Source organism: Thalassolituus pacificus (genome assembly GCF_025318105.1).
GTDB lineage: Bacteria > Pseudomonadota > Gammaproteobacteria > Pseudomonadales > Oceanobacteraceae > Venatoribacter > Venatoribacter pacificus.
In genome coordinates this window covers 264,873-280,025 of sequence record NZ_JAOANI010000012.1, presented here as the reverse complement: position 1 = coordinate 280,025, position 15,153 = coordinate 264,873, and the positions used below count along the sequence as shown (strand labels likewise).

At 55.9% G+C, this 15,153-nt stretch carries 14 protein-coding genes; 5 read left to right on the top strand and 9 right to left on the bottom strand.

Features of this window, described 5'->3' with window-relative positions:
* Nucleotides 1-4: 4 nt before the first annotated feature.
* Genes NYR02_RS04260 through NYR02_RS04235 form a run of 6 tightly spaced genes read right to left on the bottom strand, consistent with a single transcriptional unit; the run spans nucleotide 5 to nucleotide 6,874 of the window.
* Nucleotides 5-820, bottom strand: coding sequence for a symmetrical bis(5'-nucleosyl)-tetraphosphatase (locus NYR02_RS04260; protein ID WP_260975155.1), 816 nt, complete (start codon nucleotides 818-820; stop codon nucleotides 5-7).
* Nucleotides 821-856: 36 nt separating this feature from the next.
* Complete coding sequence (gene apaG / locus NYR02_RS04255; RefSeq protein WP_260975154.1) at nucleotides 857-1,234, bottom strand: Co2+/Mg2+ efflux protein ApaG; 378 nt, start codon at nucleotides 1,232-1,234, stop codon at nucleotides 857-859.
* Nucleotides 1,231-2,127 carry a 16S rRNA (adenine(1518)-N(6)/adenine(1519)-N(6))-dimethyltransferase RsmA gene (gene rsmA / locus NYR02_RS04250; RefSeq protein ID WP_260975153.1) on the bottom strand — a complete coding sequence of 299 codons (897 nt, stop codon included), beginning with the start codon at nucleotides 2,125-2,127 and terminating at the stop codon, nucleotides 1,231-1,233. Before rsmA ends, apaG begins: the two co-directional genes overlap by 4 nt.
* Nucleotide 2,128: 1 nt before the next feature.
* The gene (gene pdxA / locus NYR02_RS04245) at nucleotides 2,129-3,103 is read right to left on the bottom strand and encodes a 4-hydroxythreonine-4-phosphate dehydrogenase PdxA (RefSeq protein ID WP_260975152.1); all 975 of its coding nucleotides are present in this window, start codon (nucleotides 3,101-3,103) and stop codon (nucleotides 2,129-2,131) included.
* Nucleotides 3,100-4,380 (bottom strand): peptidylprolyl isomerase, encoded by a 1,281-nt coding sequence (locus tag NYR02_RS04240; protein ID WP_260975151.1) that lies wholly within the window; start codon nucleotides 4,378-4,380, stop codon nucleotides 3,100-3,102. Before NYR02_RS04240 ends, pdxA begins: the two co-directional genes overlap by 4 nt.
* Entirely contained in the window at nucleotides 4,370-6,874 is a 2,505-nt protein-coding gene (locus tag NYR02_RS04235) for an LPS-assembly protein LptD (protein WP_260975150.1), read from the bottom strand. Before NYR02_RS04235 ends, NYR02_RS04240 begins: the two co-directional genes overlap by 11 nt.
* 117 nt (nucleotides 6,875-6,991) lie before the next feature.
* Between NYR02_RS04235 and NYR02_RS04230 the strand changes: the two genes are divergently transcribed.
* Genes NYR02_RS04230 through djlA form a run of 3 tightly spaced genes read left to right on the top strand, consistent with a single transcriptional unit; the run spans nucleotide 6,992 to nucleotide 9,557 of the window.
* A complete protein-coding gene (locus NYR02_RS04230) occupies nucleotides 6,992-8,047 on the top strand; it encodes an aminoglycoside phosphotransferase family protein (RefSeq protein WP_260975149.1) in 1,056 nt (351 codons plus the stop codon).
* Entirely contained in the window at nucleotides 8,044-8,736 is a 693-nt protein-coding gene (gene murU / locus NYR02_RS04225) for an N-acetylmuramate alpha-1-phosphate uridylyltransferase MurU (RefSeq protein WP_260975148.1), read from the top strand. Before NYR02_RS04230 ends, murU begins: the two co-directional genes overlap by 4 nt.
* Nucleotides 8,733-9,557, top strand: a complete 825-nt coding sequence (gene djlA / locus NYR02_RS04220) for a co-chaperone DjlA (RefSeq protein ID WP_260975147.1) — start codon at nucleotides 8,733-8,735, stop codon at nucleotides 9,555-9,557. Before murU ends, djlA begins: the two co-directional genes overlap by 4 nt.
* A gap of 101 nt (nucleotides 9,558-9,658) precedes the next feature.
* On the opposite strand, the gene arfB is transcribed toward djlA, so the two are convergent.
* Nucleotides 9,659-10,093: an alternative ribosome rescue aminoacyl-tRNA hydrolase ArfB gene (arfB, locus tag NYR02_RS04215; RefSeq protein WP_260975146.1), complete on the bottom strand. Its 435-nt coding sequence runs from the start codon at nucleotides 10,091-10,093 to the stop codon at nucleotides 9,659-9,661.
* A gap of 74 nt (nucleotides 10,094-10,167) precedes the next feature.
* Nucleotides 10,168-10,821, bottom strand: coding sequence for a PAQR family membrane homeostasis protein TrhA (gene trhA, locus NYR02_RS04210; protein WP_260975145.1), 654 nt, complete (start codon nucleotides 10,819-10,821; stop codon nucleotides 10,168-10,170).
* Nucleotides 10,822-10,978: 157 nt separating this feature from the next.
* Between trhA and NYR02_RS04205 the strand changes: the two genes are divergently transcribed.
* Entirely contained in the window at nucleotides 10,979-11,269 is a 291-nt protein-coding gene (locus NYR02_RS04205; RefSeq protein ID WP_260975144.1) for a GIY-YIG nuclease family protein, read from the top strand.
* Nucleotides 11,270-11,309: 40 nt separating this feature from the next.
* Here NYR02_RS04205 and NYR02_RS04200 read toward each other — a convergent pair whose 3' ends face one another.
* On the bottom strand, nucleotides 11,310-12,806 hold the full coding sequence (locus NYR02_RS04200) for a hypothetical protein (protein WP_260975143.1): 1,497 nt from the start codon (nucleotides 12,804-12,806) through the stop codon (nucleotides 11,310-11,312).
* Between the two features lie 250 nt (nucleotides 12,807-13,056).
* On the opposite strand from NYR02_RS04200, the gene NYR02_RS04195 reads away from it, so the two are divergent.
* On the top strand, nucleotides 13,057-15,132 hold the full coding sequence (locus tag NYR02_RS04195; protein WP_260975142.1) for a neutral/alkaline non-lysosomal ceramidase N-terminal domain-containing protein: 2,076 nt from the start codon (nucleotides 13,057-13,059) through the stop codon (nucleotides 15,130-15,132).
* Nucleotides 15,133-15,153: the final 21 nt, after the last annotated feature.

Here is a 15,153-nt window from a genome sequence, read left to right as displayed (position 1 = left end):
GTGGTTATACGGGCTGTGCCGGCACCCGGAACCATTGCTGGTCGTCGAGGCGCAGGGCAGATAATTCACCGCCCCAGACACAACCGGTATCCAGAGCATAAACATTGGTGCCATTCGCTTTGCCTTCCAGTGCGGCCCAATGGCCAAACAGCAGGCGGGTGGTTGCTGCGGCGCGGTTTTCCGCTTCAAACCAGGGCTGGTAACCCGGCGGTGCCTGGTCAAGTCCTTCTTTGCTGAGTAAATCCAGCTGCCCTTCAGGGCTGATAAAGCGCATGCGGGTCAGATAATTGACGATCAGGCGCAGACGCTCCATCCCTTGCAGTCCTTTCTGCCACTGGTCGGGCAGGTTGCCATACATCTGGCTGAAGAATGCGCTGCAGTCATTACTCTGCAGCACCGCTTCGACTTCCTGTGCCCGTTTGCGTGCCTTGCGTGCACTCCAGGCGGGCGGAATCCCGGCGTGGCTCATGCACCAGTTGCGCGCTTCATCCAACACGACCAGAGGCTGGAAACGCAGCCAGTCGAGCAGCTCGTCGCGGTCAGGCGCATTGAGCACCGGTGTCAGCGTGTCGTTGTTGCGACTGCTCTGGCCACCGTAGTGCATGGCCAGAAGGTGCAGATCATGATTACCCAGTACGCAGCGCGCGCGGTGGCCGAGGCTTTTGGCAAAGCGCAGGACTTCCAGTGATTGCGGCCCGCGGTTAACCAGGTCGCCAGCCAGCCACAGTTGATCTTGTTGTGGATCAAACTGCACCAGTGCCAGCAAGCGCTGCAGAGGTTCGTAACAACCTTGAATATCACCAATTGCGTATATTGACATCTAGCAATCTTCTCGTCGAGGCGTTGTGGGCAAATGTCAGTTCAGAGCGTTGGGCGTCGCCAGGGTAAACACCGGAATGGTGGCATGAAACAGAGTGCCGTCATTCGCTTCCATCACATAGTAACCGCGCATGCTGCCAACCCGGGTAGCGAGCACTGCACCGGAAGAATAGCGGTAGCTTTCCAGTGGCTCGATGGTCGGTTGTTCGCCGACCACACCTTCGCCTTTGACTTCCTGCACATCGTTGTTGCCATCGGCAATAAACCAGTGGCGCGAGCGCAGCGTCGCCGCCTGCTCGCCACGGTTATGAATATCGATATGGTAGGCGAAGACAAAGCGCTTCTCGTCCGGCACGGATTGCTGGTCGAGATATTCGCACTGCACGCTGACCACAATGCTGTCGTCGAGGCTCATGCCTGTTCTCCGCTGTCGTCAGCGTTTGCATCAGGCGCAGCCTGCTGCAGTTCGTAAACGGCATCGGCGATGCGCACGTATTCTTCCAGCGTCAGACGCTCCGGGCGCAGCGTGGTATCAATACCAATGGCTTCCAGCTGTTCGGCGCTGATCAGGTTTTTCAGGGTATTGCGCAGGGTTTTGCGGCGCATGCTGAAGGCTTCGCGCACCACGCGTTCCAGTGTTTTGGTGTCTTTTGCCGGGAAAGGCAGTACATCGTAGGGGCTCATACGCACGATGGCGGAATCGACCTTGGGTGGCGGATTAAACGAGCCCGGGCCAACGATAAACAGCGGCTCCACCTTGCAGTAGTACTGCGCCATGATGCCCAGGCGGCCATAGTCGGAAGTACCGGGGCCGGACGCCAGGCGATCAACCACTTCTTTCTGCAACATAAAGTGCATGTCATGCACGATGGTGTGATGCGCCAGAAAGTGAAAAATCAGCGGTGTGGAAATGTTGTACGGCAGGTTACCGACAATCCGCAGTTGCTGGCCCGGCTGCAGCAGCTGGCGGAAATCGAACTTCAGCGCATCGCCTTCGTGGATACGGAATTCCGGAAAGTTAAAAAACTTGGTACGCAGAATCGGGATCAGATCGCGGTCGAGTTCAACCACATCGAGCTTACCGCAGGCGTCTAACAGTGGTTCGGTCAGGGCGCCCATACCAGGGCCGATTTCGACCAGGCAGTCGGAATGCTGCGGATGAATTGCGCGCACAATCTTGTCGATAACATGGTTATCGTGCAGAAAGTTCTGGCCAAAGCGTTTGCGGGCTTTATGCCCCTGGGCTTTCGGGGTATGCCCCTGAGCCTTGTGGGCATGACCCTGAGCTTTGGAGTTGTGTCTTGTCATATCAGTTTGCCATTTGCAGTGCGACTTCGATGGCGGTCAGCAGGCTGCCGCTGTCGGCTTGCCCGGTAGCGGCAAGATCGAGCGCCGTACCATGATCGACCGAAGTCCGGATTACGGGAAGTCCCAGAGTGATATTGGCGGCGCGGCCGAAGCCATGAAACTTGAGCACCGGCAGGCCCTGATCGTGATACATGGCCAGGGTTGCGTCCGCCTGTTGCAGATGCTTGGGAGTATAGAGGGTATCGGCGGGCAGTGGGCCAATCAGATCCATGCCTTCGTCGCGCAGCTGGTCGAGGGTCGGAATAATAATACCCAGCTCTTCACGGCCAAGATGGCCATCCTCTCCGGCATGCGGATTCAGACCGGCAACCAGAATGCGCGGTTTGGCGACACCAAAGAAGGTTTGCAGGTCGTGATGCAGAATACGGGTGACGCGTTTGATGCGATCCGGGGTGATGGCATCGGCGACGGCGCGCAGCGGTAAGTGAGTGGTTACCAATGCAACACGCAGATCGCTGGTGGCCAGCATCATCACCACTTCTTCGACACCGCAGTAATCGCGGAAGTATTCGGTATGACCACTGAAGGCGATACCGGCGTCATTGATAATGCCTTTGTGCACCGGGGCGGTGACGATTCCGGCCCAGTGCTTATCCAGTGCGCCCTGAACGGCAACGCGCAGGGTTTCCAGCACATAGGCGCTGTTGGCTTTGTCGAGCTGTCCGGCACGCACCGGGGCGTGTAGGCTGACCGGACAGACGGTCAGCTCACCGGCGCCACTGGCAACCGGGGGGCTGGCCGGATCAAATTCACGCAGGCGCAGTGGCAGACCGAGCAGTTTTGCCCGTTCTTCCAGCAGACCCGGATCGGCAATCACCACCCGTTCGCAGCTGTGTGGTTGTTGCGCAATCTGAATGCACAGATCCGGGCCGATACCGGCGGGTTCGCCGGCGGTGATGGCCAGACGCAGCGTCATGGACGCTCCTTAATATCAACGTAAGCTTCGGAGCGGATTTTACGCAGCCAGATGGGCAGTTCTTCTTCAAAACGGCGGCTGTAGAGCATCTGGCGTACCTGATTGCGCTGGTTTTCGGCGCCGACATCGGTCTGACGACGGTCTTCAACCTGCAGGATATGCCAGCCGAACTGGCTCTCGAATGGAGCGCTGATTTTACCGGCCGCGGTTTCCTGCATGGTGGTATCAAATTCCGGCACCATATCACCCGGATTCACCCAACCCAGATCACCACCGCTGGCACCGCTGCCCGGATCGTCGCTGAATTCCTGTGCCAGAGTGGCAAAATCTTCACCGGCCTGCAGGCGCTGATACAGCTGGTTGATCAGTTCTTCAGCCTGTTGCTGATCGCGTACTTCGTTGGTGCGGATCAGAATATGACGGGCCTTGGTCTGGGTAATCAGTTGGGTATTACCGCCGCGCTTATCTTTCAGTTTAACGATGTGATAACCGCTGGCGCTTTTGATCGGATCAGAAATGCCGCCAACCTGCAGCTTAGGGGCAACCGGGGCGAAAATGCCCGGCAGCTGAGCTTCTTTACGCCAGCCGAGATCGCCACCATCAAGCGCCGTGCGACCGCTGGATTCGGCAATCGCCATCTGGTGAAAATCGGCACCGTTGCGCAGTTTCTTAACCAGTGCCTGAGCTTTTTTCTCGGCGGCCTGCAAATCGGCCGGTGAGGCTTCAGAGGGGACGGCAATCAGGATATGGCCGAGGTTGTACTCCGCGGCGGAGGCCATCTTACCCAGATCGGAGGCGAGGAAATAATCGACGTCCTGATCGGTAATCTGAATGCGTTCGCCCACCTGAAAACGCTGTACGCGGGAAATGCGCATTTCATTCAGAATTTGCTGGCGCGCGCTGGCAAAGGACACGCCTTCTTTTTCCATCGCTTTCTGGAATTGCGGCAGGGTCATATTATTCTGTGCGGCGATGCGGCCCAGCGCTTCGTTCAGTTGGGCGTCGCTGATGCGGATACCGCCACGATCAGCCATCTGCAACTGAACGCTTTCCAGAATCATGCGCTCCAGCACCTGAGCACGCAGCACATCGGCTGGTGGCAGTGCGCCACCGGCATTCTGGCGGGTGACACTATCGATGCGTTCGGCCAGTTCACTGGCCATCAGAATGTCGTCATCGACAACCGCCACCACTTGATCAATGGGGACCGGAGCGGCCAGTGCGTGCTGACTGGCGAGAGCAAAAATGCTGCTGAGCAGGAGGGTTTTAATAGTCATGGTATTGTCGTCTTGAGTATCCGGTTATGCCTTCACTGATAATGTCGTCGGTGCCACTGCCGAAGCTGCCGAGACCTTTGAGCTGAATGCTGAGCATAAAGCCGTAGCGTTTGTCGGTGCTGAATTCGGCATCAGCATCGGTATCTTTGGGTGAACTTTCGCGGTACAGCATCTGTACCCGCCAGCAGCAGTTCTGGTATTCGAAGCCGGCCAGGGACTCGAGTACCGGGCTGACGGGGCGTTTTTCACTGCTGTTACTGTCATAAGTGCGCAAATCGCGCAGCTGGCGTCCCACCAGTGCCCAGCGGTCGGTCAGCGACCAGAAAAAGCCTGCATCCAGCTGCTTGGTACTGGTCAGCACTTTGTCGGTTGTGTTGTTGTAACTTTGCACGGTATTGGTGGCAACGTTCAGGAAGCGGTTATTCAACCCTTCAAAGCGCACACCATAACGGCGCTGACGGGCGAAGTCTTCATAGGTATCCCATTCCAGCGTGTGGTACAGCGACCACTTTTCATCCGGGTTCCACTCCACTTCACCCAGCGTACTGGATGTGGCCTGAGTATCTGCGTCGGGGATGGCGCTACCGCTCAGTTGCACCAGACGGTCTTTGTTGTACCAGATACGACCGGCACTGGCGCGGAATTGTTCCAGACCGTCATCGCGGATAAAGCGCGTGGTCAGACCCGCACTGATCTGATCAAGGTCGGCCAGACGGTCGCCACCGGTAAAACGGTCGCCGTTGAACAGGCTGGCGTAGGTGACGGTGGTTTTGGTGCTGTCAAAATTAGGAATCTGATCCTGCCCGGCCAGATACGGGCTTTTCACCCAGAACAGACGTGGCTCCAGTGTCTGCTGATAGTCGCTGCCAAACCAGTTGAATTCGCGCTCAAAAAACAGACCGGCATCGACGCTGTAGCGGCCGGTTCCCTGGCTGACGTCCAGCTCGGTGTCGGTAAGCGTGTCGTCGGCGTTGGTGAGGTTATAGGTACGCTGGCGGTATTCCGCTTTGGGGCGGAGAAAGCCGAATGGCCATTCCAGCGGATAAGCGATGCTGGTGTCGGACAGCAGACGGTCGCCATTCAGGGCAGCAAAGCCGCTGAGGGTTTGTTCGCTGTCGTTGATAATGGCTTCGTCTTCGCGGGTAAAACGCGTGGTCTGCAGGCGTTGCTGAATCTGCAGGGCGTTGATCACCAGCGGCTGATAACTCAGGTTCAGCTGCGGCAGACGGCGGTAAGGCCGGTTGCCGAGGGCGATGGTTTCGTCGATGGTCTGAAAGCTTTCGGCAGTAATATCAAAATGCCAGCTGTCCTGATCCCAGAGAATTTGACCGCGGCGTGGCAGGTGAGTGGTGCGGTCGACGGCCGCGGTCGGGCTCATATCGCTGAGGTAGTCTTTGTCGCTGATGTTGTTGTACACCCAGCGGTGCTGCCAGCCAGCTCCCAGCTGTCCAGACTGCTGATAATTCACCAGCCAGCGTTCTTCACCTTCGGTGGCGTCCTTATTCAGATAGCCATAATTCAGCTCACCGTCACCCAGCCAGCGGGTTTTATGACGCAGCTGGGTTTCCCACAGCATGCCGCGGTCGAGAATATGATGCGGCACAATGGTGGCATCGGCGTTGGCGGCGATGTTCCAGTAAAACGGCAGTTGAATATCTTCCGCCTGACCGAATTCATTCAGGGTGAATTTCGGATCGAGGAAACCGGTCATACGCTGGTCGCCGATGGGAAAGCGGTAATAAGGAATATACAGCACCGGTACTTCGGCCACGCGCACACGGGTATGCCAGGCGCTGCCGATGCCTTTATTCTGGTCGAGGTGCAGCTCGCTGGCGGCCAGGTCCCAGTCGTTCTGGCCGGGCTCACAGAAGGTAAAGGTGGCGTCGGTTAAATTAATCTGGCCGGCTTCAAGGGTTTCGATATGGCCAGCGGAACCCCGGAAATGACGTTCCGGTACGGAATACTCCGCATCGTAAAAATGCACTTCTCCATCGTTCTGGCTGATGCTCGCCGATTCACCCTGCAGCACAACCTGAGGTGCCTGCAGTGACACATTGCCATGAAACTCACCGTAGCCGCGGCTTTGATACCAGCTGGCACGGTCGGCACGCAATACGCGGTCCTGTTGCTGCAGCAACACGTCACCACTCATTTCGGTGTCGCCGTTTTTATTTAACGTGGAATTATCCGCTTCTGCTTCTATGCGGTCAGAATCCAGCGCGGTAATGGCCGGAATACGATAATTACCGCTGCAGAATTCTGGCAGCGCCTGTTGCTCTTCTTCGTTCAGCTCGGTGCGGTCGTACCAGCTCAGTGGGTGCGTGCTGGTATTGATGCTGGGTGCTGCACTGAACGGCTCTTCTGCTCTGGCCGGAAGCAGCACTACCGCACTGACCAGCGCGCCGCCAAACAGGGTGCCAGGCAGCTGCAGGGTGGCAGTACGGCGCAGGAATGCGGGAACCAGGCGCTGAATGTAAGGACAAATCTGAGTCATGTGCGGCTGTAGCGCCTATCCATATTGAGTATGTTATCTTAACGCGCACAGTAACTTATTAACCGGGGTGCCGCGCAAGGCGCCCAATTCTAGAACGACTAACCCTGAGAGGCCAGCATGGATCAGCGGCGGGACAATCTCGCTCAATGGGCGGTGGCGATGATTCGCCAGCATTCTGAATTTAATGTGACCGCAGAAATGGACATGGTATCCGGCGACGCCAGCTTCCGGCGTTACTTCCGTCTGCGTTGTTTTAACCACAGCTGGATCGCTGTCGATGCGCCAGCCGATAAGGAAGATAACCCACGTTTTGTGCGCATAGCGCAAGCCTGGCATAAGCATGATGTTGCTGTTCCCAAAGTGCTGGCCCACGACTTTGATCAGGGTTTTATGCTGCTGGAAGACTTTGGTGACCAGATGCTGTGGCCCGCCCTGCACGCCGATGGCGTCAGTGCGACAGCGGTACAGCACCTGTATCAGCAGGCCATCGACCAGTTGCTGCATATTCAGGAATTACCGACAACCGATCTGCCCGTTTACGATGCAGCGTTGCTGGATCAGGAAATGGCGCTGTTCCGCGATTGGCTCTGTGTGCAGCAACTGGGCATGACACTGAGCAGTGCAGAAGAACAGCTGCTGGCCGACACCTTTGCCTTATTAAAAGCCAATGCGCTGGCACAGCCGGTGGTGGCGGTACATCGCGATTATCACTCGCGTAATCTGATGCTGCGTGCGGATGGTTCGCTCGGTGTGATTGATTTTCAGGATGCCGTCGCCGGGCCTGTTACCTACGATCTGGTATCGCTGCTGCGTGATTGCTATGTACGCTGGCCGACCTCGCTGGTCGATGAACTGGCTGCGTATTACTGGGAGCAGGCACGACCGCAGGGGATTTATCTGGGTGAATGGAATCAGTTCCAGCGCGATTTTGATTTCATGGGGATGCAGCGTCACTTAAAGGCTGCCGGAATTTTTGCACGACTCAATCTGCGAGACGGTAAAAGTGGTTATCTGGCGGATATTCCCAATACCTGTAAGTACCTGCTGGATATCAGCGGCCGTTATGAAGAATGCACGGCCTTCCATCAGTGGCTGGCCGATGTATTTATCCCGCAGCTGGATACTTTGCCGAGCGCAGGTGCTGATCAGCGTCGAGACAGCAGCGCCGAATGAAAGCCATGATTCTCGCCGCCGGTCGCGGCACCCGGATGGCGCCGCTGACCGATAACTGCCCCAAGCCTCTGCTGCCGCTGGCGGGTAAACCGCTGATTGTTCACCACATTGAAAAACTGGTGGCCGCCGGTATTACTGAACTGGTAATTAATCACGCCTGGCTCGGTCATATGCTGGAGCAACAGCTGGGCGATGGTTCGGCTTTGGGTGCGCAGATTCAGTATTCGCCGGAGGCCAGAGCACTGGAAACCGGCGGCGGTATTTTACATGCACTGCCGCTGTTAACCGCAGCAGGGCAGGAGCCGTTTTTGCTGGTGAATGGTGATGTCTGGACCGACTGGGATTACCAGCAGGCGTTGCAGGTTTCACTGGCGAATGATTTGGCGCATGTGTGGCTGGTGGATAACCCGGAACATAATCCCGCAGGTGATTTTACCCTGCGTGATGGCAGGGTTTTGAGTGGCGGGAATATTCACCATGATCGTCTGACGTTCAGTGGTCTCAGTGTGTTGCGGCCACAATTGTTTGACGCTCAGGAAGCGGGGGCATTTCCACTGGCACCCTTACTGCGAAGGGCGATGGACGCCGGCCGAGTGGGTGGCACTCACCTGCGTCAACGCTGGGTGGATGTCGGTACGCCACAGCGGCTGACAGAACTGGATGATTATCTGCGGACGACGGCTTTATGAATTTCTGGTTTGGTAAAGCAATGGGTGCGGTGATTGGTCTTTTCAGCGGCGGCCCTTTTGGTTTGCTGGTGGGTGCCTTTGCCGGGCATCTGTTTGATCAGACGCTGGGTAAAATGTTGCTGGGTCAGAGTGCGGTTGAATCGACCGGGCCGCGCAGCGAAAGGGCGCAGGTGCAGCAGGTATTCTTCCGCGCGACTTTCCGTGTGATGGGACGGCTGGCCAAGGCCGATGGCCGGGTCAGCGAGCAGGAAATTGATGCCGCCAGCCATATCATGGATCAGATGGGATTAAGCGGACCGCAACGCACCAATGCCATCCAGTTTTTTACCGAAGGCAAAGACCCGGATGTCGATTTAATGCCCGACCTGAACCGCCTGCGTGAGCTGTTCGCTCAGCGTGCCGGACTGGCGCAGATGTTTCTCGAAATTCAGCTCAGCGTAGCTTATGCCGATGGCCGCCTGTCGATCGAGGAACGGCGTCTGTTTGACCGCATCTGTCGCGCGCTGGATATCGGGGCTTTTCAGTTTGAATGGATTAATGGTCGGGTACAGGCGGCGATGCGCGGTGCCGGTCAGCGCCAGCAGCAGTCGCGGCCGGGCGCGCAGCCACAAAGCCAGTTGCGCGATGCTTATACCGTGCTTGGCGTAAAGACGGAAGCCTCCGATGAAGAGCTGAAAAAAGCCTATCGCCGGCTGATGAATCAGCATCATCCCGACAAACTGGTGGCCAAAGGTTTACCGGAAGAAATGATGAAGCTGGCGAAAGAAAAAACCCAGGAAATCCAGACCGCTTACGACCTGGTGCGCAAAGCGCGGGCTTAAACTTTATGCCTGCTAGCGGCCTGGGCTGGTGAAGCGTTCGCTGGCTTTTTTATCCAGCCAGCGTCCGAGCCGGAGCAGTTCCAGATAGGCATCCGTAATTCTCAGAAATCCTTCACCTTGCCGCGCATATTTTTAATCGCACCGCGTTTGGTTTTACTGTCGACCCGTTTCTTTTTCGCAGAGCGCGTCGGACGGGTGGCGATGCGTTTGGCCTGAACTTTGGTTACGCTCTGAATTAATTGCTGTAAGCGGGTCAGAGCATCCAGTCGGTTCTGTTCCTGGGTGCGGTATTGCTGCGCTTTGATAATAATAACGCCGTCCTGGGTCATACGCTGATCACTCAGGGCGAGCAGTTTCTCTTTATAAAATTCCGGCAGGTTGGATGCCTGAACGTTAAAACGCAGATGAATAGCGCTGGACACTTTATTCACGTTCTGACCGCCGGCGCCCTGGGCGCGTATCGCGGTCATGTCGATGTCAGACCAGGGAATGCTGACGCTGTGGCTGATAAACAGCGGGTCGGTAATATCGTTCATGCGTTACTTGGGGGTCGCCTTACTAATGTTGGTGATGGTGCTCATTGTCTCGCAGCGCTGCTGTAAAAATGCTGTCAGACCGGTACTTTGGCCAGATGAAAGGCGATGGCCCAGAAATGACAGAAACCACCGCCGATCACGAATAAATGCCAGATTTCGTGAAAGCCAAACCATTTTGGCCAGGGATTTGGCCATTTGGTGGTATAGACCACTGCGCCGATGGTGTAGCTGAGACCACCGTAGGTTATCCATTTCAGTGCGTCGGCAGGAATCTGATCCAGCAGCGGGTAAACAAACACCACCAGCCAGCCCATCAGTACATAAATCACCGTCGAGAACCAGCGCGGCGCGCTGATCCATACCAGTTTAAGAATCACACCGGTCAGCGCCAGCGCCCAGACCACGCCAAACAGCCACCAGCCGCTGCTGCCGTGCAGTGGTACCAGACAAATCGGCGTATAGGTACCGGCAATGAGCAGAAAAATCGCCATATGGTCGATACGCTTCAGCCACTGAATCACGTCTTCTGAGGCGTGTATCAGGTGGTACACCGTACTGCTGGCAAACATCAGCAACAGTGTGGCGCCAAAAATCATAAAAGACACCATGTGCCAGACGCCGCCGTACATGGCAGCCTGAGCGGCGAGAATGCAAAGGGCAACAATAGCAAAAACAGCACCAGCCAGATGCGTCAGGCCACTGATGGGATCACGGAAAACAGCATGCATAGTGTTACAACTTATTGATGGTTTGGTGAGAGTCGGAGCATCTCTGAAATATTCACAGATGCACCGGTATGATACGGCTTTTTATCCGGGCCTGTTAAATTAGTCTGTTCAGGCTCTGAACCTGTCTGCATTCAGCCTGCCACCGTGAGGAATTATTGTGTCTCTGTCGCCCCTGGATTCTGATTCTAACTGGAACCTGTATCTGGTCCGTATGGCCAGTGGTCAGTTGTATTGCGGAATCAGCACCGATGTTGAACGGCGCTTTGCCGAGCACTGTGCTAATGGCGCTAAAACCGCCCGAGCCCTGCGTGGTCGCGGGCCTCTGACCCTGGTTTATCAAACTGCGGTGGGCGCACATGGCGATGCGTTGCGTGCGGAAATGCGGGTAAAGAAACTGCCTAAAACAGAAAAAGAGAAGCTGGTGCGGGGAGAGCGTTCCTTGCCCTGAATGTTATCAGGGCAAGGGGGTTGTGCTGTCGGGTGGGTTGTCAGCGACGGCGACGGACAACCGCAGCCAGCGCCAGTAACCAGATCAGGGCACCTCCGGAGGAACCGGATTTTTTGCCTGGTTCTGTTGGATCAGGATCGGCAGGGGCAGGATCGATAATGCCATCAGCATTGCCATCCATTAACATGGCTTGCGGGAGTTTTAGCCCCGGTGCCTGTTCCTGAGTGCCAAACACCCACAGTGTTTCATTCTTACTGTTTTTACTCTTATCCCAATCGCTGAACCGCAGGCCATCACAGGCATCAGCGGCGCTGGCGCACTGGATATGAGCCAGATCGAAGTTCTGGTTAGGAATCAGGGAACCGTATCCTTTACCTTCGGCACGCTTGGCCAGATCACGGGCGGCGTGGGTGTCTGTTACATCAGTCAGCGTCATTCCACCGCTTTCACCAGTCAGAGCGCCGATAAAGCGGGTGGTGTCGCTGTCCTCTGGTAAGCGCACGGTGCTGATAATCCGTAACAGCGAGCTGTCTTCCATAGAGCCTGTAATGCCACCTGCACGGGCATAAATCTGTTCGTCGAGATTGACCGTACCACTGGCCAGGGAGTCACTGATGTCAGTTTTGTTCATGGCGCCTGCAAGAGCACCGATTTGGGTCCGGCCGCTGGCAATGGTGGCGACAAAGCTGCGTTTAACCGTACTGCTGATGCTCGGGCTGGTGGACGAGGTCGCTGTCATTCTGCCAGCCAGGCCACCGATATTTTGATCACCGCTGACGTTGCTCTGTACGCCTGCTTCATCAACATTGCTGTCGCTGAGGTATCCAACCAGTCCGCCGCTGTTTTCTTCGCCGCTGACGGTGGTTTTCAACAGAATACGGTTAATGGTCAGCTCTACACCTGAACCGATCAGGCCGCCGTTGTCACGGGCATCGCAGAATGGCTGGCAGTTTTGTACTTCGCTGGCGGTGGCTGTTACTTTTGTTTCGGCCTGAATTTTCTGGAACAGGCTGCTCCAGGCATAGCCTGCCAATGCCCCGGAGTTACCACCACCTTTAATATCAGCGGTCAGTTTCAGGTCATGAATGCTGGCGAGTTCCAGATAGCCGAACAGTCCGGTGAAGTACTCGCCGGGACGATTGATCGTGAGATTGAGTAACGCGTGGCCCTGGCCATGAAATTCTGTGGCGAACTTCAGGTTGAAGTTACCAATCGGCTCAAAGCCTTTGCCGTCATTCCAGAACTGATCCCCTTCATCGAAGCGGCCATTGCCGTTGGTGTCGAAATTCAGGTCGCGGGTCAGCTCGTAGCCATTACAGCCGCTGGCCGCGCAACCACCATTGGCGCCGTACAGATGGGTGCCGTGAATTTCACTTGGGTGCTCGTCCGATGTGTTATTGCGGATCTCGTTCAGATCCTGCAGATCTTCGATTTCAATCAGACCGTTGTGGTCGCTGTCATAGATATCACGCGGCGCGGCAACGCTGAGTGCCGAGGTAAAAGCCAGCAGGGCGGGGATAAAAGGGGTAAAACGCATAAAGGCTCCGGACGTCCTGTTCGCAAAGGCGGAATGATAATAGATACAAATTGATACAGAAATCAGAAATGTATCGATTTCACTGTTCCGCTGACGAAACAAGTAATCTGAGCGGCAACCGCTTCGTCGTGTTGTCTGTCAGGCTGTTCGCGGATTGGCAGCACTCTGGCGGATTTGGATAGTGACCACTGAATAGTGGTGTGGTACAAAAGTACACAATTGCAAGACAATAACAATAAAGGTCGTTCTCATGCGTGTTCTTCTCTCGCTGTTGGTGTTCGTCTCGCTGACGGGCTGCGCAGCTACTCAGGAAATTTTTGTTCAGCAACCTTCCGCTCATAACATCGCGGCAGAAAAAGTGCCGACGGCAGGTGCGGTATCGGTCGATATTACGCCGCCGCCAGGTATGCCGATGGGTGGCTATTCGGTGATGGCCAACCGTGGCCAGGGCTTCCGTACCCGCATCAAAGCGCGGGTGGTGTACATCAATGATGGTAAAGGGCAGTCCGTGGCGCTGGTGCAGACCGACCTGACCGCCGCATCGTTATTATTGCAGCACGAAGTTGCGGCGCGGGTAGCGGAAAAAACCGGGCTTAAGCCAGGCGATATTGCCATTACGGCTTCCCACAGCCATTCGGCGCCGGTGAATTTCTTTGATAACGATTTTTATAACAAGCACATGTCCAGCGGCCAGTGGCTCGAACCCGACTTTCTTGAATTTGCCGCAAGCCGGATCAGTGCCGGCATTATTCAGGCTTATGAATCGCGTCGTCCGGCTAAAATCGCCACCGGCAAAAAAGACATTTACGGCTACAACCGTAACCGCTCCCTGGATTCTTATGTGCTGAATAACGATGTACAGGGTGTGGAGCTTGATGATCCACAGGCTAAATTTGAGGCGGTAAACCCATCGCTGTATATGGTGCGGGTGGATGTGCGCGACGATGACGGAAAATATAAACCGCTGGGTGCCTTCTCCAGTTTCTCAGTACATGCCACGGCGCTGAGCGTACCGGTTGAAGTGTATAACGCTGACCTGTTTGCCTATGCGCAGAAGGATCTTGAGTGGAAAATCCGCGACCGCTACAAAACCTCATGGCCGGTTGTGCATGCGCTGAGTACCGGTACTCAGGGTGATATGGCACCGGCACTGGAAGAACATGGTGATAACTACTTCAGCCATTTTGATGTCGACTGGAAGGCCGCGAAAAAACTGGGGCAGGGTATCGGTGGCGAAGCCATCAGTCTGTTTGAAGCACTGGGCTCAGAGCTGAGCAGCGATATTCAGCTGGCCAGTGCCGCGCGCGAGCTGAATATCCGTGAGCACACCAAAGCCGGTGACGTAGAAATCTGCCATGACGCAGCGGTAGGCAACACCGTCGCGGCGGGTGCTTATGAGCGCCGTACACCGTGGCTGAGCGCGATTCCGTTTTTCCACGGTGGCAATGTGATGGCGCGTCGCTGGTGGTTCTTTAAAGATGGCTGTCAGGGTAACAAACGCCATCTGGGGTTCTCTTTCCTGCAGCCGCTGCTGGAGCCCAAAGACAGCTTCCCGAATACCGTCATGTTCCAGCTGCTGCGCATTAACGACATGGTGATTCTGCCGCTGCCATTTGAAACCACGACTGAATCCGGTCGCCGGATTTCAACCGCCGTCAGTGACGCTTTTACTGCGGTCGGGCAGGGGGTGAAATACGTCTGGGTGGCCAGCAACGCCAACGGTTACTTTGGCTACACCACCACGCCGGAAGAATACTCGCGTCAGAATTACGAAGGCGGTCATACCTTATATGGCCAGTACACCACGCCTTATCTGGCAGCGCAGCTGGGTACGCTGGCACAGGATTTTCTGCAGGATGGCCGCGTGCAGGAATTAACACCGGAATGGCGTTATGAGCTGAAGGTTAACCACTTCCTGCCGGAGGCTGTTGTCAGCAATGGCAAGCGCGAGTGGCTGCAGCTTCCGCATGAGGTAAGTGCCGAAGAACCAAATGAAGAAAGCTACGTCGCAGTACAGTGGCAGGACATCGGGCCGGATCAGATTGCCTTTGATCAGCGCCTGGTGCGTGTCGAGCATAAAGTCGGTGACCAGTGGCAGCAGCTGATTATTAATGGCGAACCGGTGCACGATGATGGCTACGATATCGAAGTACGCTATCTCGATGACAGCGACAACGGCATGGCGGAATACGAAAGCCGCTGGTATAACCCGGTAGCAGGGGGCGAATACCGTTTTGTGATCGAAGCGCGGGATAATCAGCCGCGGATGACGTCGGCCAGCTTTACCTATGGCAGCGGCAGCGCAGGTGTCGCCTTAGCGCAATAAGAGTTCAGGTGCGCTGCGTGT

What these genes read in the sequence shown, in the direction of transcription:
- NYR02_RS04200 (WP_260975143.1), bottom strand. Translation starts at nt 12,806, where the DNA reads ATGCGTTTTACCCCTTTTATCCCCGCCCTGCTGGCTTTTACCTCGGCA.
- NYR02_RS04260 (WP_260975155.1), bottom strand. Translation starts at nt 820, where the DNA reads ATGTCAATATACGCAATTGGTGATATTCAAGGTTGTTACGAACCTCTG.
- djlA (WP_260975147.1), top strand. Translation starts at nt 8,733, where the DNA reads ATGAATTTCTGGTTTGGTAAAGCAATGGGTGCGGTGATTGGTCTTTTC.
- rsmA (WP_260975153.1), bottom strand. Translation starts at nt 2,127, where the DNA reads ATGACAAGACACAACTCCAAAGCTCAGGGTCATGCCCACAAGGCTCAG.
- NYR02_RS04230 (WP_260975149.1), top strand. Translation starts at nt 6,992, where the DNA reads ATGGATCAGCGGCGGGACAATCTCGCTCAATGGGCGGTGGCGATGATT.
- murU (WP_260975148.1), top strand. Translation starts at nt 8,044, where the DNA reads ATGAAAGCCATGATTCTCGCCGCCGGTCGCGGCACCCGGATGGCGCCG.
- trhA (WP_260975145.1), bottom strand. Translation starts at nt 10,821, where the DNA reads ATGCATGCTGTTTTCCGTGATCCCATCAGTGGCCTGACGCATCTGGCT.
- NYR02_RS04235 (WP_260975150.1), bottom strand. Translation starts at nt 6,874, where the DNA reads ATGACTCAGATTTGTCCTTACATTCAGCGCCTGGTTCCCGCATTCCTG.
- pdxA (WP_260975152.1), bottom strand. Translation starts at nt 3,103, where the DNA reads ATGACGCTGCGTCTGGCCATCACCGCCGGCGAACCCGCCGGTATCGGC.
- arfB (WP_260975146.1), bottom strand. Translation starts at nt 10,093, where the DNA reads ATGAACGATATTACCGACCCGCTGTTTATCAGCCACAGCGTCAGCATT.
- NYR02_RS04195 (WP_260975142.1), top strand. Translation starts at nt 13,057, where the DNA reads ATGCGTGTTCTTCTCTCGCTGTTGGTGTTCGTCTCGCTGACGGGCTGC.
- NYR02_RS04240 (WP_260975151.1), bottom strand. Translation starts at nt 4,380, where the DNA reads ATGACTATTAAAACCCTCCTGCTCAGCAGCATTTTTGCTCTCGCCAGT.
- apaG (WP_260975154.1), bottom strand. Translation starts at nt 1,234, where the DNA reads ATGAGCCTCGACGACAGCATTGTGGTCAGCGTGCAGTGCGAATATCTC.